Origin of the sequence: Micromonospora sp. WMMD882, assembly GCF_027497255.1 — a bacterium.
Classification (GTDB): Bacteria; Actinomycetota; Actinomycetes; order Mycobacteriales; family Micromonosporaceae; genus Micromonospora.
Map to the genome: position 1 here is coordinate 4,700,171 of NZ_CP114903.1, position 19,034 is coordinate 4,719,204.

The window sequence follows — 19,034 nt, forward strand, 5'->3', positions numbered from 1 at the left end:
CGACGAGGCGAACGGTGAATCGAGCATGAAGATCGTAGGCGTACGGGCGTATCCCGTCGGGCTGCCCCTGACCGAGGAGCTGCGCTGGGGATCCATGGCGGTGAGCGTCAAGGGCGGCATCATCGTCGAGGTCAGCACCAGCGACGGACTGGTGGGCATCGGTGAGGCGGGCTTCTCGGCCGAGTACTTCCCGACCGTCGGCCCGCTGATCAACGGCCAGCTCGGCCCCATGATCATCGGTCGGGACCCGAGGGACATCGGCGCCTTGTGGCACGACATGCTGCGGGCCACCCACATGTGGGGCCGCCGCGGCATCGAGACATACGCGCTGAGCGGCATCGACATCGCGCTCTGGGATCTGCTCGGCAAGACGACCGGCCAGCCGGTGCACCGGCTGCTCGGCACGGCGAAGCACTCGGTGCGGGCGTATTTCGCCCCCTCACTGAAATCCGCGGAGAAGGCCGTCGCCGAAGCCCGGGAAGCGGTCGCGGCCGGCTACACGGCGATCAAGCTGCGGGTCGACGGGGACCTGTCCGGCGCGGTCCATCTCGTACAGTCGGTACGCTCCGCGGTCGGCGCCGGCGTCGACCTGATGGTCGACGCCAACATGGCGTACGACCGCAGGGGCGCCCTGACACTGGCCAAGGAGCTGCACGACCTCCAGGTGGCGTGGCTGGAGGAGCCGATCAGCTCCTGCAGCCTGTCACAGTACGTCTCGGGCCACTCCTGGCTGGCGGACCGGGTGGACATCCCGCTGGCCGGCGGCGAGTCGCTGCTGACCCGGTTCGAGTACATCGACCTGATGGAGAAGCTGCCGTTCGACATCGTCCAACCCGACGCCGCCAGCGTGGGCGGCATCTCCGAACTCAAGCGGATCGCCGACATGGCCAGCGCCTGGAACCTCAGGTGCGTGCCGCACATCGGTTGTTCCTCGGGCACCGGCATCGGCATCCGGGCAGGGCTTCAGGTCATTCTCAGTTGCGACAACGCCCCGCTGATCGAGTTCGACGCCTACGGCGGCCTCGGCTGGGAGGGGTTCCTCACCGACCCGCCGGTGGTCAGGGAGGGCCGGGTCTGGGGCAACGAGCAGCCCGGCATCGGGGTGAGCGTCGCCGACGGCGCGGAGGAGCGGTTCCGCGTCCGGATCGGAGAGTAGTGCGCCTCTCGCGTCTGCCGGCGGGCGCGTTCGTCCGCCGGCAGGCGCGAGTGTGGCACATGCTCCGACACCACGGGAGCATCCCGTCAGAGTCCACCAACCACCAGGCCCCGTCCCATCCGGCCTGACCATCCACCACGAACCACGTCAGCACCGAGGTGGTCCCGTCCGTACGTGACGGCCCGGGGCGTCCTCCGCGCCGGTGAGATCACCACGACGCCTTGCGTATCCCGGGGAGCTCGCCGCGTAGGGCCAGCTCGCGGAAGCGCACCCGGGACAGTCCGAACCGGGACAGCACCCCGCGCGGACGGCCGTCGATCTGGTCCCGTGACCGCAGCCGTACCGGGCTGGAGTCCGGTGGCAGCCGGCTGAGCCGGCGGGCCGTCTTGGCGCGTACGTCCGGGTCGGTGTCCGGATGGGCGACCACCCGCTTGAGTTCCGTCCGCGCCGGGGCGTGCCGGGCTACCAGTTTTTCGCGGCGGGCTTGCCGGTTGACCAGGCTTTTCTTGGCCATCAGCGGGCCTCGCGGAACTCGACGTGGCGGCGCGCGATCGGGTCGTACTTGCGTAGCGAGAGGCGGTCCGGGTCGTTGCGGCGGTTCTTGCGGGTGACGTAGGTGTAGCCGGTGCGTGCGGTGCTGCGCAGCCGCACGCCAGCAGAGCGTCGAAGCGGTCGATGTCCTCCGCGCGGGCGCCCGGACCGACCCTCACCTGGACCGTGACGGTGAGGACCTCGCCGGCTCCGGAGGAGTCCATCGGACGCCTCCGGGCAGTGCCGCTCGCTTCCGCAGCCTTCATGTGCTTAGAATGACAATCGTTTTCAGGTAAGTCGAGAGGAATTCGATGTCGTCGTCACCACAGGCCCCGACCCATGCCGTGACAGCGGACCCCGGCACCCGCCCGTCGCTGACCGTGCTGTCCGGGTTCTGGCCGGCGGCGACCTTCGGCGTCGCCCGCGCCCTGCTCGCCGCCGACCCGGCACTGCTGCTGGTCCGGCACGACCTGACCGGGATCCGCGACGGCGTCGTCCGACGGGTGGTCCGCAGCGGCGCCGGCATCGTCGAGGACGAGCAGGTCGTGTTGCGGCACGGCTGCGTCTCCTGCACCCTGCGCGAGGACGTGCTGCCCACCCTCGTCCGGCTCACCCGTAGCCACCCCGGTCGGGACCTGGTCCTGATGCTGCCCGAAGTGGTGGAACCGGAGGCGGTCGCCGCCGCCTGCGCCTGCTGCCTGGTCGACGGCGCGCCGATCACCGAACTCGTCCGGGTCGACTCGTACGTCACCGTCGTCGACGCCGAACACCTGCTCGACGCGCTCGCCAGCACCGACGACCTCACCGCCCTCGGCATCCAGGCCGCCGAGGACGACCACCGCGCGCTCGCCGACGTCGTGGTCCGCCAGATCGAGTACGCCGACACCCTGGTCCTCTGGGGACACTCCCCGGACGGCGAGTTCGACACCGGCAGGTTGTCGGTCCTGCTGCAACGCATGACGCCGTGGGCCACCCACTTCCGGGTCGGCGGCGACCGTGTCGACGCCACCAGGCTGAACCGGCTGCTGCGGCACACCCACCGGCACCGCCCCGAGACCCCCGGAGTGCTCGCCCGTGGTCTGCAGGGCTATGCCCTCGGCACGCACGAGCCGGAGCCCGACTGCGGAGTCGTCTCCGCCGTCTTCCGCGCCCGCCGGCCGTTTCACCCGCAGCGTCTGCACGACGTCCTCGAAGAGGTAAACGCCGAGCTCGTCCGATCCCGGGGCCACTTCTGGCTGGCCAGCCAGCCCGACACCGTGATCGCCTGGGAGTTCGCCGGCGGTGGCCTGGCCATGGGGTCCCTCGGACACTGGCTGGTCAGCCTGCCCACCGACCGCTGGGATCACGTCGACGACCAGCGCCGCCTCGCTGCCGCCCTCGACTGGGACCCCTACTACGGCGACCGGCACCAGCACCTGGTCTTCATCGGCATCGACATCGATCCCGTCGAACTGCACCGTACCCTCACCGGCTGCCTGCTCACCGACGCCGAACTCGCCGACGGCGAGCAGACCTGGCGCGCCTACCCCGACCCCTTCGCCGGCTGCTTCCCGCTGGACACGCAGGAACTGGCCGACGCCGACACCGACGGAGCGCAACCCGCATGAAGCCCGGAATCCACCCCGAGTACCGGCCCGTCGTCTACCGCGACAAGGGCGCCGACTTCGCCTTCCTCACCCGCTCCACCGCCACCAGCGACCAGACCGTCGAGTGGACCGACGGCAACACCTACCCCGTCATCGACGTCCAGATCTCCTCCGCCAGCCACCCCTTCTGGACCGGCAAGCAACGCCTGCTCGACACCGCCGGCCGGGTCGAGAAGTTCCGCCAGAAGTACGCCCGCCGCGGCTCTCAGGGTAGATGAGCGCCCACCTGCGGTGATCACCGCCCGCGGCGTGCCCTACCGGCACTGCGGCACCGCACCAGCACCCCGGGCGGCCCAGCTCGGCGGCGGGGAGACGCGCCGGCGGACTTCGGAATCTGGCTCGCCCGACGCGGCTCACGCGCTTCCCGATCCAGAGCGGCGGGGCGGTGGTCACCCCCGGCGGTGGTACGGATCATCGCGTGCCGGGGGGACCGCCTGCCAGGTGCGCCCGCATTCGAACAGCACCTGTTGCCATAGTGCGGCAATTGCCAGTCATCTGCAACAAGGTCGGCGGGTTGCTTCGCTCACCCGGGTCAGATCTTCGGGCCCGTGGCGCGGGCGGCGTCGAAGCGGGAGATCACGTCCGACCAGTTGACCAGGTTCCACAGCCGGTCGACGTAGTCGGGACGCACATTCTTGTACTGCAGGTAGTAGGCGTGCTCCCAGGCGTCGAAGACCAGCAGCGGCGTGGTGCCCTGCCCGACGTTGCCGTGGTGGTCGTAGACCTGCTCGACGACGAGCCGCTGCCCGAGCGGCTCCCACCCCAGCACACCCCAGCCTGAGCCCTGCACGCTCTTCGTCGCCGCCGACAGTTGCCCGGCGAACGCGTCGAACGAGCCGAAATGCTCGTCGATCGCCGCCGCCAGCTCGCCGTCGGGCCGGTCGCCGCCGTCCGGGGACAGGTTGCCCCAGAAGATGGTGTGCAGCACGTGGCCGGACAGGTTGAACGCGAACGTCTTCTCCAGCCCGACCAGGGTGCCGAAGTCGCCCTTGGCGCGGGCCTCGGCGAGCTGCTCGAGGCCGTCGTTGGCGCCCTTGACGTACGCGGCGTGGTGCTTGCTGTGGTGCAGCTCCAGGATCTGACCGGACATGGCCGGCTCCAGGGCGCCGTAGTCGTAGGGCATGTCGGGCAGGGTGTAGACCGCCATCAGGATCCCTTTCCGGTGATACTGCCGTAGTTTCGTTGTTGCCAGTATCTTGCAACAAGGCGGCGGCTGTCGTGGGGAGCGGGGATTGATCACATCGCAGACCGATCGGGTGACCGCGGCGATGGACCGGCTCCGCCGCGCCGGCCTACGTGCGACCCTCGCGCGTCGCGGAGTCCTGGAAGCCCTCGGGGAGGCAGCCGGTGAGCGTCGGCACCTCAGCGCTACCCAGGTCCATCAACGACTCACCGGCCAGGGACTGACGGTGGAGCTGTCCACCGTGCACCGCGTACTGGCGAGCCTGGTCGATCTGGGGGTCGCCCATTCGGTCCCGGTCGGCGCGGCGGCGACGTTCGGGTTGGCCGACCAGCCACACCATCACGCGGTGTGCCAGGGCTGCGGCGTCATGCGCCAACTGCCGGTGCCGGCTGTCGCGGACAGTGTCGCGGCGGCCCGGGTGGTCGGGGTGGAGGTGGACCCGCACGGTGGCAGCGGCGGGGTCGTCGTCTACGGGCGGTGCGCGCCGTGCCGCACCTCGCCCGCCTGATCACCCCGGCGGCGGCAGGCACGCTGGTCAACCCGTTCGCATGATCCCGGCGACGGCGGCGAGCGCGGCATCGGCGGTCAGACCAGCGGCACCGCCCTGCGCCAGGCGGTCGGTGCCGCCGCCACGCCCGCCGAGGACGGCCTTCACCAGGCGTACGGCGCTGAGCGCCACCGGCGCCGTTGCGGTGGCGGCGACGACCAAACGGGTGTTGCGCTGCGCGGACGCGGCGACCGCCACCACGCCCGGCTGTCCCTGGGGTAGCGCGGCACAGATCAGCTCGGCGAGCTGCCGCGGGTCCTCGTCACCGGCCGCGACCATGCCGACGTAGCGGGCGCCACCGACCTGCGCCGCGTCGGTGGCGAGGCGGCGGGCCCGCTGGGCGGTGAGCTCACGGGCGAGTTGGTCGGCGCGGCGTTCGGCGGCCTTGGCACGGCCGAGCAGCGCGCCGATGCGTTCGGGTAGGTCCTCGCGCGGGGCCTGCAGGTGCGCGGCGAGCTGGGTGACGAGATCCCGTTCCCGGGCGAGGTAGCGCAGCCCGTCGAGTCCGACGACCGCCTCGACGCGGCGGTGCCCGGCGCCGACGGACGACTCGCCGGTGAGCGCGAGCAGCCCGATCTGGCTGGAGTGGGCCACGTGGGTACCGCCGCACAGCTCCCGGGACCAGGCCCCGCCGATCTCGACCACCCGGACCTGATCGTCGTAGGTCTCCCCGAACAGGGCCAGGGCGCCGAGTTCCCGGGCCCGGGTCAGCGGCATGACCTGCGCGGTGACCGGCAGGTCGTCGCGCAGGGCCCGGTTGGCCACGTGCTCGACCTCGCTGCGGGTGGCCGGGGACAGCCCGGTCGGCCAGGCGAAGTCCAGGCGCAGGTAGCCGGGCCGGTTGTAGGAGCCGGACTGCAGCGCGGCCGGGCCGAGGACCTGCCGCAGCGCGGCGTGCAGGACGTGGGTGCCGGAGTGGGCCTGACGGGCGCCGAGGCGCCACTGCGCGTCGACCCGGGCGGTGAGGCGGGCGCCGACGGTGAGCTGTCCGGTGGTGACCCGGACCTGGTGCGCGACGAGGCCCCTGACCGGGCGCTGCACGTCCAGCACCTCGCCCGCGCCGTCGGGGCCGGTGAGGTGACCGGCGTCGGCGGCCTGCCCGCCGGACTCCGCGTAGAACGGGGTGACGTCCAGGACCACGGTGGCGAGCTGCCCCTCGGTCGTCGCGGGGGCGGGCTCGCCGTCGACCAGGAGCGCCACGATCGTCGACTCGGTCGTCAGGTCGGTGTAGGCGCGCCAGTCCGTCGGGCCGGCCGCGTCGATGATCCGCCGGTACGCGGTCAGGTCGGTGTGCCCGGTCTTGCGGGCCCGCGCGTCGGCCTTGGCCCGGGACCGCTGGTCGGCCATCAGCCGGCGGAAGCCCTCCGCGTCGACGGTCAACCCCTGCTCGGCGGCGATCTCCAGGGTCAGGTCGATCGGGAAGCCGTACGTGTCGTGCAGTTGGAACGCCTTGTCCCCCGACAACGCCGCCCGACCCGCCTGCCTGCTCTCGGCGATCGCGGTGTCCAGGATCGTCGTGCCGGCCCGCAACGTCGCCAGGAACGCGTCCTCCTCGGCGTACGCGTACTGCGAGATCCGGTCGAACTCACCCGCCAGCTCCGGGTACGACGGGGACATGCAGTCCCGGGCCACCGGCAGCAGCTCGGGCAACGCCCGGTCCTGGTAACCGAGCAGCCGCATCGCCCGGATCGCCCGCCGCATGATCCGGCGCAGCACGTAGCCACGCCCCTCGTTGCCCGGGGTGACCCCGTCACCGATCAGCATCAACGCCGTCCGCACGTGGTCGGCGACCACCCGCAGCCGCACGTCGTCCGGGTGGGACTCGGCGGCCACGTGGCCGGAACGCGCCCCGTACCGCTTCCCGGTCAGCTCGGAGGCGCGGGACAGGATCGGCCGGACCTCGTCGATCTCGTAGAGGTTGTCGACACCCTGGAGCAGGGACGCCATCCGCTCCAGCCCCATCCCGGTGTCGATGTTCCTGCGGGGCAGGTCACCGACGATCCGGAAGTGCTCCTTGCTGGTCACGTCCGCGATCTCGTACTGCATGAAGACGAGGTTCCAGAACTCCAGGTAACGGTCCTCGTCGACCTCCGGGCCACCGGAACGCCCGTACTCCGGGCCCCGGTCGTAGTACAGCTCCGAGCAGGGGCCGGCCGGGCCGGGAATGCCCATCGACCAGAAGTTGTCCTTCTTGCCCCGCCGGACGATCCGCTCGGCCGGCAGACCGACCTCACGCCAGATACCGAACGCCTCGTCGTCGTCGAGGTAGACCGTCGCCCACACCCGCTCCGGGTCCAGGCCGAACCCACCCTGCCCGACCGGCCTGGTGGACAGCTCCCACGCCAGCGGAATCGCCCCGGCCTTGAAGTAGTCACCGAAGGAGAAGTTGCCGTTCATCTGGAAGAACGTGCCATGCCGACTGGTCTTGCCGACCTCGTCGATGTCCGGGGTACGGATGCACTTCTGCACACTGGTCGCCCGCGCGCACGGCGGAGTCTGCTGACCCAGGAAGTACGGGACGAACTGCACCATGCCGGCGTTGACGAACAGCAGGTTCGGGTCACTGATGGCGGGCAGCGGAGCGGACGGCACCACGGCATGGCCGTTCGCCTCGAAGTGGGCTAGGAACCGCCGCTTGATCTCCGCCGTCCGCATACCGTCCATCCTTACTGCAACTCTTTGGCAATTGCATAGTATGGGCGACTGTGCAGACACCGAACGGCACCCCACGACCCATCACCCGATACGGCACCCCCGTGCTGCACCGTCGCTGCGCCGAGGTGACCGGGTTCGACGACGCCCTCGCCCACCTCGTGGCGGACATGTTCGCCAGCATGTACGCCGCGCACGGCGTGGGCCTCGCCGCCAACCAGATCGGCGTCGACGCCCGGATCTTCGTCCTCGACTGCCCCGACGCCACCGGCGCCCACACCGTCGCCCACGTCATCAACCCGGTCCTGCGCCTACCCGAGCAGCGTGACCTGGTCACGGACTCCGAGGGCTGCCTGTCCGTGCCCGGCCAGCACGCCGAGGTCACCCGCCCCGCCACCGCCACCGTCACCGGCGTCGACCTGCACGGCCGGCCCGTACGCATCGACGGCACCGGCACCCTCGCGCGCTGCCTGCAACACGAGGTCGACCACCTCGACGGCCTCGCCTACGTCGACCGGCTACCCGCCCGCACCCGCAGACAACTGCTCGCCGCCGCAGCCGAACACCCCGGCGTCGGTGTCGGCACCGGACAGGACTGACCGGTGCCGGTCGTCCTCGGCATCGAAACGTCCTGCGACGAAACCGGCGTCGGCATCGTCGCCGACGGCGTCCTGCTCGGTGACGCCCTCGCGACCAGCATGGACGAGCACGCCCGCTTCGGCGGCGTCGTCCCCGAGATCGCCGCCCGCGCCCACCTGCACGCCGTCACCCCGATGGTCGAGCACGCCCTCGACCGCGCCGGCCTCGGCTTCGCCGCCATCGACGCCGTCGCCGCCACCGCCGGCCCCGGCCTCGCCACCGCCGTGCAGGTGGGCCTCGCCGCCGGCAAGGCCTACGCCCTCACCCTCGGCGTCCCCCTCTACGGCGTACACCACCTCGCCGGCCACGCCGCCGTCGACCTGCTCGACCACGGCCCGCTGCCCCAGCGCAGCATCGCCCTGATCGTCTCCGGCGGCCATACCAGCCTGCTGCTTCTCGGCGACCTTGCCCGCGACCCCGTCATCCACCTCGGTGACACCGCCGACGACGCCGCCGGCGAAGCCTTCGACAAGGTCGCCCGCCTCCTCGGCCTGCCCTACCCCGGCGGATCCGCCATCGACGCCGCTGCCCGCCACGGCGACCCGGACGCCATCACCTTCCCCCGCCCGATGACCGCACCCGGCGACCCGCCCTACCGGTTCTCCTTCTCCGGCCTCAAGACCGCCGTCGCCCGCTGGACCGAACGCCACCACGGCCCGCTGCCCGTCGCCGACATCGCCGCGTCCTTCCAGGAAGCCGTCGCCGACACCCTCACCCGCAAAGCCGTCACCGCCTGCCGCGACCACCACATCGACACCCTGCTGCTCGTCGGCGGCGTCGCCGCCAACACCCGCGTCCGCACCCTCGCCGAACAACGCAGCACCGCCGCCGGCATCACCCTGCGCGTCCCCGCACCCCGACTCTGCACCGACAACGGCGCCATGATCGCCGCCCTCGGCGACCTCCTCGTCCGCGCCGACATCCCCCCGTCACCACTGACCCTGGGCGCCGACCCCAACGCCCGACTGACCTACGCCACCATCCGCAACCACCTGTGCTGACCAGGTGACCACGCTCAGGTGAAACGGGTCACCGGCGGCGCGGGAGGGTGCCGCCTGCGGCGTCGGCGGCGCGGCACGGCGACCCACCGCCCTGGGCTCCCCAGGAGGACAGGATCGGTGGAAGGTCCGACAGCAGCGCCGACGAGCCGCGCGGCGCTACGGCGCTGCGTCTGTCGTGGGCGTGGTGACGCCCGTACTGATCGGGCAGATCGCCCCACCCACGGTCGGGCCGGGGCGGTTGCGACGGCTCCAGCACCTCGGCGGAGACGTCGGAACGCCCGACGGTGCACAGGTGCGTCCAGTTCTCGCCCAGGTCGAACACGTACGCGAAGGCCGTGCCGACGGTCAGCGCGTCCAACCGGCTGCGGCGGCCGTCGCGGGTGCCGGGGAACGCCGGCCCGTCCCGCCAGGTCGACCAGCTCACGTCCACGCCGTCAGGCAGCACGAACATGCGCAGGTGCGCCAGGTCCCAGCGGCCGAAGGCGACGTCGATCGCCTCGGCCAACTGGGCGAAGGTGTGCCGGCGGTGGGCCGTGAACACGCGGCCGGGGCGTGGCCACCAGTCCCGGCCACGCCCGGTCACCAGTTCCACACAGATCGACAAGAACCCGTCCGAGGTGGCGGCGTGCGGGAGCGCAGGACTGGGCAGGCCGCCGCAGTCCGTCGGGTCCGCGGCGGTGGCCTGGGGTTCAGGCCCCACGAGAGTTACCGAACGGAGCGTCCGGCGGCGAGATCAGCGGGTCGGGTCCGCAGGTGAACGGCCGCAGCCCCGCCCCCCGGTCAGGCTCTTCGCGTGCCGCCCCCGGGATGCGGCGCATGAATCGGTAGCCGCTCCCGAGCACGCCGGTGAAACCGATCACCACGGCGTAGGACCAGGCTTCGGCGGTGGCGGTCAGGTCGCCGAGCTGGTTGGCCAGGAATCCAACGAACATGGCCATCCCGAGCCCGGTGACGGCAGCCACCGCGCGCAGATCGGCCACCACCGACGCGAAGACACCGGCCGCGACGGCCATGACGGCCATCCGCCCCGGCGACTCCGACGGCGGGAAAACCGCCGCCGCCAGCAGGGCCGCGGCGGCCATCACCGCCCAACCTGCCGCGACACTGACACCGGTCGGTGTCGGTTGGCGGCTGACCGGGGCCGAAGGATTCGGATCGACAGTCATCACGCGCCTTCCTCGACGGCGGGCCCGCATCTCGAACCCTCGTCGCTATATCACCCCCGGCGGCCGGCCACCGTCGACGGTTTTCACACACCTGCTACGACCACGGCTCGATTCTTGACGCGGTCGCAACGGCGACCGCTCTGCCGCGTGCGTCGACCCGGTTTCGGCTGATCCGGGGCTGGCTGCGGCACCGACGGGGGACACGCGGACCACCCGGCCACCCGTCAAGACCGCCACCCGCCGTCCGGACGTCTTCCCGGCGAGATCACCCCGCAACAGGTCACCGAGGCACGCAGGAAACTGTGGGCCCAACGAGACGGGCAGGGCCTGGAACAGGCACAGCGGCGGAGAATCCGCGAGATGCGGCAGTCATCCCGCCTGGTCGGTGCGGAGCGTCTGGATGTGGGTGACGCGCTCGCCGGTGTGCGGGTCGCGGCCGTGCCAGCACCGGTAGTTGTCCAGCACGAGCACGTCGCCCGAGTACAGCCGGAAACGGGGGAGGACCGACTGCGCCCGGCCCACCTCCTCGTCGAAGCGGGCGAGCATCGAGGCGACGTACTCCTCGTCCGGGTCGCGGTGCAGCGGGAGCGCCCCGTCGGCGCGCCGGGTGATGCGTCGTCCGGTGCGGGTGTACTCGATGTGCCGACCGACCCTGGGGGTGGCGGGTAGACCCCGGATACCCGCCCAACGGCCGTACAGGTCGACGTCCGTGCCGGCCAGAAAGGTCCGCAGGTTCGTCGGCAGCGCGTCGGTGAACGCGTGGGCGTCCAGGACGAAGGAGTCCCCACCCGACGGCGCCGGGGTGACAAGTTGCACCAGGACGTAGTCCTCGTCGGGGTGCCGTCGCCTGACCGGTGTCCCACCGATGTCCACAACGATGTCGAAGCTGTCGGCGTGCAGGTCGATGACGCCTCCGTCCAGCGACCTGCGGGTGCGGTGCGGGTACAGCTCCCGCAGGGTCGAGCCGAGCAGGGCCGCCGCCACCTGGGCGAGGGAGTCGGGATGGGGGGGAAGGCCGGTCAGGACCACCGCGCCGGTCTCTGCGAGCCGGTCGCGAGCGGCCGGGCCGGCGGCGGCGAGACGATCGGGTACGACGGCGACGCCGGTCACGACCGCACCCTGTCGTCCGGGAGCGTGGACGTCACCGAGGTGGCGACTCCCCGGTAGGTGACCGTTCGGTGGCCGAGGCCGTCCAGCCCGATCTCCGCGTCGACCTCGAACACCTCGCGGAGCCGGGCGGGGGTGAGAACGCTCTGTGGTGTGCCGGCGGCGACCAGGACGCCACCGTTCATGAGCAGCAGCCGATCACAGTAGCGGGCGGCCAGGGACAGGTCGTGCAGCGCGATCAGGACCGTCTGGGGCGTCCCGCCGAGCAGGTGCATCAACTGGAGTTGGTGCTTGATGTCGAGGTGGTTGGTCGGCTCGTCGAGAAGAATGGCCCTGGGCCGCTGGGCCAGGGCACGGGCGATGTGGGCCCGCTGCCGCTCGCCGCCGGACAGCGTCGGCCAGGTCCGGTCGCGGAGCGCGGTGAGGTCCATCCGGGCAAGTGCGGCGCTAATGATCATGTGGTCGGTGCGGTCCAGCCCGCGCCATCGGGTACGGAACGGGGTGCGGCCGAGTGCGACCACGTCGGCGACGGTCAGGTCGCTGCCGGACGCGGCGGACTGCTCGGCGAACGCGGTGTGTCGGGCGATCCGGCGCGTACTCCAGTCTCGAATGTCCTGACCGTCGTAGCGTACCGTGCCGGTGGTCGCTGTCCGTAGGCCGGCCAGACAACGCAGCAGCGTGGACTTGCCGGAACCGTTCGGCCCGATCAGTCCGACCGTCTCGCCTGAGGCGATCTCCACCTGGATGTCCCGGATGATGGTCTGGTCTCCGGCGCTCCAACCCAGCCGGTCGACGCTGATCCTCACAGCTCACCTCGACGGCGCAGGATCAGCAGGAACAACGGAACCCCGAGCAGCGCGGTGAACACCCCGACGGGCACCTCCTGCGGCGCGAACGCGACCCGCGCCAACGCGTCGGTCCAGACCAGGAAGACGGCGCCAGCCAGCGCGCTGAACGGCAACAGGGCCCGGTGCAGTGGCCCGACCAGGAACCGGACGGCGTGCGGGACGATCAACCCGACGAACCCGATCGCCCCGACGGACGCGACCGCGACCGCGGTCAGCAGCGCGGTGACGACGAGCAGCACCCGTCGTGTCGTGCGTACGTCGATGCCGACGGAGGCGGCGGTGTCCGCGCCGAAGGCGAAGGCGTCGAGGGCGGTGGCGTTGACCCACATCACCGACAGTCCGGCGGCCAGGGCGACCGCGCAGACCAGCACCGCGTCCCAACGCGCCGAGGCCATCGACCCGAGCAGCCAGAAGGTGATCGCCCGGGTGGCCTCGGCGTCCGCCGAGGCCATCAGGACCAGTGCCATCACCGCGTTGAACAGGTAGCCGATCACCACTCCGGTCAGCACCACCCGGACCGAGTCCAGACCACTGCGCCGCAACAGCAACAACAGCAGGCCGAAGGAGCCCAACGCGCCGAGGAACGCGCCGCCGGTCAGCCCGAGCGCACCGGCGCCGGCACCCAGCACGACCACGACGACCGCGCCGGTGGAAGCGCCGTGCGACACACCGAGCAGGTAGGGCTCGGCCAACACGTTACGGGTCACCGCCTGGAGCACCGCTCCGCATGCTGCCAGCAGCGCGCCGACCAGGGCAGCCATCATCACGCGCGGCAGTCTTAGCTGCCAGATGAGCGAGTCGACCAGTCGGGGCAGGGGCTCGACGCCCAAGCCGACGCGTACACCGACCGCCCGACCGATCTCGGCGTAGCCCACCCCGTTGGCGCCGATCCGCACCGCCACCAGCATCGACGCCACCAGGAGGACGATGCCCAGGGCGGACAGCACAGCCCATGACCAGCCCGACCGTCGCGGTGTGGTGCGCAGGTGTGGCGGCGGCGCGGCGCTCCGGGCGGTCGGGAGGAGCACGTCGGCCGGTGGTGCACCGCTAGCGGACATATCCGAGGGTCCGCAAGCCGTCGATCAGTACCCGCAGGGCGTCCACGGTCCGTACGGAGGGGTCCATCTCGATGCCGGGCACCTGGATGATCCGGTTCTCGCGCACCGCGCTGAGCTCGGACACCACGGGATCGCGCCGCATCATCGCCAGCTTCTCCTGGGCGCTGTCGCCCGGCGCTCCCCGTTCGGACAGGTCCCCGACGACGATGATGTCCGGGTCACGCTGCGCGATCTGCTCCCAGGACACCTCCGGCCACTGCTGGTCCACGTCGTCGAACGCGTTGCGCGCCCCGACGAGCTGACTCATGGCGCTGGGCATGCCACCCTTGCCGGCCACATAGGGCAGCCCGTTGAACACCGAGTAGAGCCACACCACCGAAGGCTGTTCCCGCAGGCTCCGCCTGGTCCCGCCGGCCTGCTCCAGTACGGCACGCTGCTCGGCGACCAGGGCGGCTGCCCGGTCCTCGACGCCGAAGACCCGTCCGAGCTTCTCGTAGTCGGTGAAGAGCAGGTCGAACGGCGTCGCCCCGGCCCCGTTCGCCGCCGGGCAGTCGACCGCGCTCACGAAGGACGGCAATCCGAGTTCGGCCAGTTCCTCCCGGGTGCCGACCTGCTCGCGCGTATAGAGCGCGGCGAAGGACGACATCACCAGGTCCGGAGTGGCCGCCCGTAGTTGCTCACCGGTCAGCTTCTTGGGGTTGAGCACCGGAATCGTCTCGTAGTCGGCCTGGAACCGTGGCGCCACCCTGGTCTTGAGGTTCGACGTGCCCGCCATCCGTGCGGCCAGGCCCAACGCCAGCAGCGTTTCGGTGGACGACTGATCCAGTGTGACCACCCGTTCCGGGGCCCGAGGGAAGGACAACTCCCGCCCACAGCTCGACACCGTCACAACACCGGCTGACCTGGACCCGTCGGACGGAGGGCCGGCAGGCTCGGCGCACCCGGACAGGGTGATCGCCAGGACGAGGGTGACGCACCAGGCTCTCCGGCCTCTCATCAGCTTCCTTCCGACGCAGGCATGACGATGGGGTCGACAACCGAACCCATAGTGCAGAGAGAACCGTTTCCATTGCAAGATGGCCATCGGCCCACCTCGGCGGGGTTCCTGAGCTTCCGATCGCTGTCCGCCGAACACGGCGGATCTTCCGCCCAGGGACCGAACGCCACCACGGCCCGCTGCCCGTCGCCGACATCGCCGCGTCCTTCCAGGAAGCCGTCGCCGACACCCTCACCCGCAAAGCCGTCACCGCCTGCCGCGACCACCACATCGACACCCTGCTGCTCGTCGGCGGCGTCGCCGCCAACACCCGCGTCCGCACCCTCGCCGAACAACGCAGCACCGCCGCCGGCATCACCCTGCGCGTCCCCGGCGGTGGTCCACGCGGACGGCGCGCAGCACGACGTCGTCGACGTGGTGTGTGCTGATCGCCCCCGGGGGGCGCGGGCGGGTCTCGTCCACGTCGACGCGCCAGTCGTCCGAAGCGGTGATCGCGGCGGCGATCTCGTCGATGCCGACGTACGCCTGCGGGTCGTACATGTGGGTCTGCTCGCCGGGGTCTGACGGCTGCTGGAGCCAGCTCAGGTCGTGACCGACGACGAGCAGCGTCCCACCTACGGCCACGGCGTCGAGGAGGTTGCGCAGTCCGCGCTGCTCGGGGGTGCGCTGGAACGAACCGTACTGGAGGGAGACGAGGTCGTAGGTCTCGTCTGCGAAGGCGGCGGGGTCGTTGGCGTCGCAGTGCAGGATGCGCACGTCGAGCCCGCGGCGTTCCGCTTCGGCCCGGACGCGGTCGAGTGCCCTGCGGGAGACGTCGGAGGCGGTCACCTGCCAGCCTCGTTCGGCCAGCCAGAGCGCGTCGGCGCCCTCACCCGCGCCGACGTCGAGCGCCCGCCCGGGGGGCAGGTCCGTCACCTCCGCCACGAGGGTGCCGTTCGGGTTGGCGCTCCACATGCGTTCCTGGTCGCCGTAGCGGCTGTCCCACTCGATCGCGACGCCGGAGGGGCGGACGCCGGCCGTGGTGTCCTCGGCGGCGAGGCTGAAGGCGATCTGGGCGCCGGTCCAGCTGCCGTTCGCCGCGGACTGCAGGACCTGGGCGCTCGGGTCGGTCAGGTTCCCGGCGGCGAAGACGCCCGCCACGCTGGTACGTCCGGCGGGGTCGACCGCGACGACGCCACCGAGTCCGCTGGGGTGGGCGGTGGTGTCGATACCGAGCCCGGCGAGCATCTCGACCCGGGGACGGAACCGGCCCCCGGTGAGGATCGCGTCGGCCGGCAGGCGGCGGCCGTCGGCGAGCTCGACGACGAGTGGCCCGTCCGGGTCGGCGTCGGCCACCCGGCGCACCGCGCTCTCGACCACCGGGACCCCGGCGGCGACGAGGTTCCGCGCCGCGGCCGGGTCGATCCCCGTCGCGTCGTGCAGCACCACGGTCAACTGGTCGGTCAGGTGCCGCATCAGCGGGGTCGGGTGCAGTCCCATCGGCGTCGTGACGATCTGCACGACCCGCCGGTCGCGGACCTCCCAGCCGTGGCAGAACGGACAGTTGAACACCTGCCGGCCCCAACGCTCGGCGAGGCCCTCGATGTCGGGGAGCTCGTCGACGATGCCGGTCGCGGCCAGTATCCGGCGTGCGACGAGGCCGTGGCCGCCCGAGAGGGCGAGATGGAACCCGTCGTCCGCTTTCCGTACGGCCAGGACCCGGCCGGTGAGGACGTTGCCACCGTAGCTGCGGACCTCCTCCCGCCCGATGGCCCGCATCGCCTCGGGCGGTGTGCCCTCACGTCCGAGGTAGCCGTGCGTGTGCGCTGCCGGCGCGTTCCGCGGCGTGCCGTCGTCGACGACGATGACCGAGCGTCGCTGCCGGGCGAGCTGCAGCGCGGCCGCCAGACCGGCCGCCGATCCGCCGATGACGGCGACGTCGCACCTGCGGACGATGCTCTGGTGCGGTCGGCGTTCGGAGCTTTCGTGGGAATGATCCGTCATGCGTCCAAGCGTAGGAACATCTGGCGGTAGGTGAAAGATAGCTTGCGGGATTCGCAAGACGCCCTCATGCTGGGCAGATGAACGACCGCAGTGAGGTGGAGCGGCTGGCGCGTACCCGCCTACGCAGCATCCGCACCACGCTCGGCTACTCCCTCGACGAGCTCGCCGAGCGCACCAATCTCAGCCCGTCGACGATCAGCCGGGTCGAGACGGGCAAACGGACGCTCAGCCTCGACGTGCTCGTGCCCCTGGCCAACGCGCTCCAGGTCAGTCTCGACGTCCTCTTCGAGGCGCCCAGCGACGAGGACGTGGTGATCCGTCCCGTGCAGCACCGTTCGGGTTCGCGTACGACGTGGCCGCTGAGCCGCGTCGACGGGCGCACCATGGCGATGAAGGTCCGGTTGGAGCCCGAGGCGACGATGCCGGCCCAGCGGGTCCATCCGGGGTACGACTGGTTCCTGGTGCTGGAGGGCAGGGTGCTGCTGTGGCTCGGCGAGCGGCAGATCGAGGTTGCCAAGGGCGAGGCGGCCGAGTTCTCGACGATGACGCCACACTCGATGACAGCGCTCGACGAGCCGGCCGAACTGATCATGATCTTCGACCGCGAGGGGCAGCGCGCACATCTGCACCAGTGAGCCCGAACCGGGGCGGGGCGGTAGCTGGCAGCCACCCACCGCCGCCCGGGACCGCTGGCTCGCCCGCGTGCGCAGAACTTCCCTGAGGCCAACCGATGCCGTAAAGGTGGGGCCGCGCTGTAGTTCCTGGTCTCCACGGACTCGCGCCGGTCGGCCCCGCCGTCATCGCCCCCGCTGCCGCATCGGCAGATCGGCCGGCGCGAGGCCCGGGTGGGCTGTGGCCTCGCGCCGGCCGGTTCCGCCGCTTGCAGGCACTCCCTACCTCGGCGGACGTCTGATGGAGTTACCTGAGGTGGCGGTGGTCAGGGGAGGACCTCGAAGGTCCAGGTCTTGGCGCCGGAGGTGATGGTGGCGCCGGTGGAGGCGAGTTTGCCGGTGACTTCGAAGGTGACGGTGTAGGTGCCGGCGGCGTCGAAGCCCCAGTTGACGTGGGCATGGGTGTTGCGGTTGACGTTGAGGCTGTCGGGCAGGCCGTTGCCGCTGTCGAACAGGACCGTCGGGGTGCCGAGGGTGGTGGTGTAGACACTGAAGCCGGCCGGGCCGCTGACGTTCGTGAGTTTGAAGGTGACCCGGTTGTTCTGGAGCACGCCGCCGGGTATCTCGGTGGTGTTCCAGCCGGCCCAGAGCAGTCCGGCGGTGTTGCTCTGCGGCAGGATCCAAGCGTTGCCACCCGTGCCGAGGAACGACCACGCGCTGCCACCGGGCACGGTGACCTTGGCGGTGTTGGGCACGCGCAGGACGACGTCGGCGGGGTTGCGCTCGACCGGTGGGCTGACGGTGTCGTCGAGCAGGTTGACGGTCAGCGCTCCGCTGGCGTAGTCGACGTCGATGACGTCGACGTGGCCGCTGGACAGGACGATCGGCGCCGCGACAGCGGGGACGGCGGTGCCGGCGAGCAGGGCTGCGGTCAGGGTGAGGCCGGTGAGGAAGCGGCTGCGGGTACGCACGGTGTTCACTCCTTGACCACGACGCGCAGGGTGGCCGGCTCGCTGGTGACCTTCTGCCCGGTGGCGGCGAGGGTGCCGGTGGCGCGGAAGGTGACGCGGTAGGTGCCGGCGCTGTCGAAGGCCCAGTTGGCGTGCAGGTGGTCGCCGGCGGTCAGGGCGATGGTGTCGGGCAGTCCGTCGCCGCTGTCGGCGAGGACGGTGGGCTGCCCGACGGCGTTCTCGGTGTAGATGGCGAGCTGCCCGGGGCCGTTGACCGACCGCAGGCTGAGGGTAAGGGTATCGGCGGTGAAGGTGCCGGTCTCGACCTCCTCGGCGGCGATGCCGGGCCAGACCAGACTGGTGTTCTGGATCTCGGGCAGGATCCAGACCTTCGACACGCCGGGCGTACCGAGGAAGCCGAAGGCGGGGTCGTTCGGGACGGTGACCTTGGCTTGCCGCTTCACGACGACCTTGACCTCGTCGGCGGCGTACTCGACGTCGTTGTCCTCGTCGTGGACGCCGAGTTCCAGCGCACCGTCCTCGTAGGCGATGTCGACCAGGTCGAGGTGCCCGGAGTTGAACGTCACCAGGGATGCCTGCACCGGTGGTGCCGCCGCGAGCAGTGCCACGGTCGCCGCCCCGGAGGCAAGCAGCAGGCGGATGGGCTTGCGCACGAAGATCTCCTTCTCCGCGGTCCCGCATGGACCGCAACTAATGCAAACGATAGTCGTTTCTATTAAGCCGGGGAAGGGCTGATCGGTGGAGGCGATCACGGCAACACGTCACGGCACCTGTGGCGGCGACCTGTCACGGTCGGGCCGGTCACCGTCCTCGGCCCACATGGCCTTGCGGCACGTGCGGTCGGTACGCGTCGAGGCGCACGTACTCGCCAGTGCCGTCGGCAGACCTGCCAGACCGTCTCAGCCTCGTTGTCCGGCGCCGCGTCACGGCATGCGAGG

20 protein-coding genes and 1 pseudogene are annotated in these 19,034 nt (G+C 71.2%); 8 read left to right on the top strand and 13 right to left on the bottom strand.

Annotation, left to right across the window (positions count from 1 at the left end):
* Positions 1 to 25 precede the first annotated feature (25 nt).
* Positions 26 to 1,156, top strand: coding sequence for a mandelate racemase/muconate lactonizing enzyme family protein (locus O7606_RS19920; protein WP_281595539.1), 1,131 nt, complete (start codon positions 26 to 28; stop codon positions 1,154 to 1,156).
* 208 nt (positions 1,157 to 1,364) lie between these two features.
* Here O7606_RS19920 and rpsN read toward each other — a convergent pair whose 3' ends face one another.
* Positions 1,365 to 1,670 (bottom strand): 30S ribosomal protein S14, encoded by a 306-nt coding sequence (rpsN, locus tag O7606_RS19925; protein WP_281595540.1) that lies wholly within the window; start codon positions 1,668 to 1,670, stop codon positions 1,365 to 1,367.
* Positions 1,670 to 1,807 (bottom strand): 50S ribosomal protein L33, encoded by a 138-nt coding sequence (gene rpmG / locus O7606_RS19930; protein WP_281595541.1) that lies wholly within the window; start codon positions 1,805 to 1,807, stop codon positions 1,670 to 1,672. The genes rpsN and rpmG overlap by 1 nt, the downstream gene beginning before the upstream one ends.
* Positions 1,808 to 1,998: 191 nt before the next feature.
* On the opposite strand from rpmG, the gene O7606_RS19935 reads away from it, so the two are divergent.
* Together O7606_RS19935 and O7606_RS19940 are read left to right on the top strand one after the other, a co-directional pair.
* The gene (locus O7606_RS19935; protein WP_281595542.1) at positions 1,999 to 3,294 is read left to right on the top strand and encodes a GTP-binding protein; all 1,296 of its coding nucleotides are present in this window, start codon (positions 1,999 to 2,001) and stop codon (positions 3,292 to 3,294) included.
* Positions 3,291 to 3,551 carry a type B 50S ribosomal protein L31 gene (locus O7606_RS19940; RefSeq protein ID WP_281595543.1) on the top strand — a complete coding sequence of 87 codons (261 nt, stop codon included), beginning with the start codon at positions 3,291 to 3,293 and terminating at the stop codon, positions 3,549 to 3,551. The genes O7606_RS19935 and O7606_RS19940 overlap by 4 nt, the downstream gene beginning before the upstream one ends.
* A 314-nt stretch (positions 3,552 to 3,865) precedes the next feature.
* Here the strand turns inward: O7606_RS19940 and O7606_RS19945 are convergent, their stop codons facing one another.
* On the bottom strand, positions 3,866 to 4,480 hold the full coding sequence (locus O7606_RS19945) for a superoxide dismutase (RefSeq protein ID WP_281595544.1): 615 nt from the start codon (positions 4,478 to 4,480) through the stop codon (positions 3,866 to 3,868).
* Between the two features lie 121 nt (positions 4,481 to 4,601).
* Between O7606_RS19945 and O7606_RS19950 the strand changes: the two genes are divergently transcribed.
* Complete coding sequence (locus O7606_RS19950) at positions 4,602 to 5,024, top strand: transcriptional repressor (protein ID WP_281599767.1); 423 nt, start codon at positions 4,602 to 4,604, stop codon at positions 5,022 to 5,024.
* Between the two features lie 27 nt (positions 5,025 to 5,051).
* On the opposite strand, the gene alaS is transcribed toward O7606_RS19950, so the two are convergent.
* Entirely contained in the window at positions 5,052 to 7,718 is a 2,667-nt protein-coding gene (gene alaS, locus O7606_RS19955) for an alanine--tRNA ligase (RefSeq protein ID WP_281595545.1), read from the bottom strand.
* 80 nt (positions 7,719 to 7,798) lie between these two features.
* Between alaS and def the strand changes: the two genes are divergently transcribed.
* On the top strand, positions 7,799 to 8,314 hold the full coding sequence (gene def, locus O7606_RS19960) for a peptide deformylase (RefSeq protein ID WP_281599769.1): 516 nt from the start codon (positions 7,799 to 7,801) through the stop codon (positions 8,312 to 8,314).
* Positions 8,315 to 8,317: 3 nt separating this feature from the next.
* On the top strand, positions 8,318 to 9,355 hold the full coding sequence (tsaD, locus tag O7606_RS19965; RefSeq protein WP_281595546.1) for a tRNA (adenosine(37)-N6)-threonylcarbamoyltransferase complex transferase subunit TsaD: 1,038 nt from the start codon (positions 8,318 to 8,320) through the stop codon (positions 9,353 to 9,355).
* Between the two features lie 28 nt (positions 9,356 to 9,383).
* Here the strand turns inward: tsaD and O7606_RS19970 are convergent, their stop codons facing one another.
* The 6 genes from O7606_RS19970 to O7606_RS19995 form a co-directional block, all read right to left on the bottom strand.
* Positions 9,384 to 9,896, bottom strand: coding sequence for a hypothetical protein (locus tag O7606_RS19970; protein ID WP_281595547.1), 513 nt, complete (start codon positions 9,894 to 9,896; stop codon positions 9,384 to 9,386).
* A 148-nt stretch (positions 9,897 to 10,044) separates the two neighbouring features.
* Positions 10,045 to 10,437 (bottom strand): hypothetical protein, encoded by a 393-nt coding sequence (locus tag O7606_RS19975; protein WP_281595548.1) that lies wholly within the window; start codon positions 10,435 to 10,437, stop codon positions 10,045 to 10,047.
* 453 nt (positions 10,438 to 10,890) lie between these two features.
* A complete protein-coding gene (locus tag O7606_RS19980; RefSeq protein ID WP_281595549.1) occupies positions 10,891 to 11,631 on the bottom strand; it encodes a TauD/TfdA family dioxygenase in 741 nt (246 codons plus the stop codon).
* A complete protein-coding gene (locus O7606_RS19985; protein WP_281595550.1) occupies positions 11,628 to 12,434 on the bottom strand; it encodes an ABC transporter ATP-binding protein in 807 nt (268 codons plus the stop codon). Before O7606_RS19985 ends, O7606_RS19980 begins: the two co-directional genes overlap by 4 nt.
* Positions 12,431 to 13,423: an iron chelate uptake ABC transporter family permease subunit gene (locus tag O7606_RS19990; protein ID WP_281595551.1), complete on the bottom strand. Its 993-nt coding sequence runs from the start codon at positions 13,421 to 13,423 to the stop codon at positions 12,431 to 12,433. Before O7606_RS19990 ends, O7606_RS19985 begins: the two co-directional genes overlap by 4 nt.
* Before the next feature lie 100 nt (positions 13,424 to 13,523).
* The gene (locus O7606_RS19995; RefSeq protein WP_281595552.1) at positions 13,524 to 14,369 is read right to left on the bottom strand and encodes an ABC transporter substrate-binding protein; all 846 of its coding nucleotides are present in this window, start codon (positions 14,367 to 14,369) and stop codon (positions 13,524 to 13,526) included.
* A 338-nt stretch (positions 14,370 to 14,707) separates the two neighbouring features.
* Between O7606_RS19995 and O7606_RS20000 the strand changes: the two are divergent.
* Positions 14,708 to 14,872 (top strand): annotated as a pseudogene (locus O7606_RS20000) (tRNA (adenosine(37)-N6)-threonylcarbamoyltransferase complex transferase subunit TsaD); the annotation flags it as partial.
* 13 nt (positions 14,873 to 14,885) lie between these two features.
* On the opposite strand, the gene O7606_RS20005 reads toward O7606_RS20000, so the two are convergent.
* Positions 14,886 to 16,514 carry a bifunctional NAD(P)/FAD-dependent oxidoreductase/class I SAM-dependent methyltransferase gene (locus O7606_RS20005; RefSeq protein ID WP_281595553.1) on the bottom strand — a complete coding sequence of 543 codons (1,629 nt, stop codon included), beginning with the start codon at positions 16,512 to 16,514 and terminating at the stop codon, positions 14,886 to 14,888.
* 77 nt (positions 16,515 to 16,591) lie between these two features.
* Here O7606_RS20005 and O7606_RS20010 point away from each other — a divergent pair, with 77 nt between their 5' ends.
* Positions 16,592 to 17,149, top strand: a complete 558-nt coding sequence (locus O7606_RS20010; RefSeq protein ID WP_281595554.1) for a helix-turn-helix domain-containing protein — start codon at positions 16,592 to 16,594, stop codon at positions 17,147 to 17,149.
* A gap of 302 nt (positions 17,150 to 17,451) precedes the next feature.
* Here O7606_RS20010 and O7606_RS20015 read toward each other — a convergent pair whose 3' ends face one another.
* The gene (locus O7606_RS20015; protein ID WP_281595555.1) at positions 17,452 to 18,105 is read right to left on the bottom strand and encodes a choice-of-anchor M domain-containing protein; all 654 of its coding nucleotides are present in this window, start codon (positions 18,103 to 18,105) and stop codon (positions 17,452 to 17,454) included.
* Positions 18,102 to 18,749, bottom strand: coding sequence for a choice-of-anchor M domain-containing protein (locus tag O7606_RS20020; RefSeq protein WP_281595556.1), 648 nt, complete (start codon positions 18,747 to 18,749; stop codon positions 18,102 to 18,104). Before O7606_RS20020 ends, O7606_RS20015 begins: the two co-directional genes overlap by 4 nt.
* Positions 18,750 to 19,034: the final 285 nt, after the last annotated feature.

What these genes read in the sequence shown, in the direction of transcription:
- O7606_RS19920 (WP_281595539.1), top strand. Translation starts at nt 26, where the DNA reads ATGAAGATCGTAGGCGTACGGGCGTATCCCGTCGGGCTGCCCCTGACC.
- O7606_RS20010 (WP_281595554.1), top strand. Translation starts at nt 16,592, where the DNA reads ATGAACGACCGCAGTGAGGTGGAGCGGCTGGCGCGTACCCGCCTACGC.
- O7606_RS20005 (WP_281595553.1), bottom strand. Translation starts at nt 16,514, where the DNA reads ATGACGGATCATTCCCACGAAAGCTCCGAACGCCGACCGCACCAGAGC.
- O7606_RS19945 (WP_281595544.1), bottom strand. Translation starts at nt 4,480, where the DNA reads ATGGCGGTCTACACCCTGCCCGACATGCCCTACGACTACGGCGCCCTG.
- O7606_RS19940 (WP_281595543.1), top strand. Translation starts at nt 3,291, where the DNA reads ATGAAGCCCGGAATCCACCCCGAGTACCGGCCCGTCGTCTACCGCGAC.
- alaS (WP_281595545.1), bottom strand. Translation starts at nt 7,718, where the DNA reads ATGCGGACGGCGGAGATCAAGCGGCGGTTCCTAGCCCACTTCGAGGCG.
- O7606_RS19950 (WP_281599767.1), top strand. Translation starts at nt 4,602, where the DNA reads ATGGACCGGCTCCGCCGCGCCGGCCTACGTGCGACCCTCGCGCGTCGC.
- O7606_RS19935 (WP_281595542.1), top strand. Translation starts at nt 1,999, where the DNA reads ATGTCGTCGTCACCACAGGCCCCGACCCATGCCGTGACAGCGGACCCC.
- O7606_RS19975 (WP_281595548.1), bottom strand. Translation starts at nt 10,437, where the DNA reads ATGGCCGCCGCGGCCCTGCTGGCGGCGGCGGTTTTCCCGCCGTCGGAG.
- rpsN (WP_281595540.1), bottom strand. Translation starts at nt 1,670, where the DNA reads ATGGCCAAGAAAAGCCTGGTCAACCGGCAAGCCCGCCGCGAAAAACTG.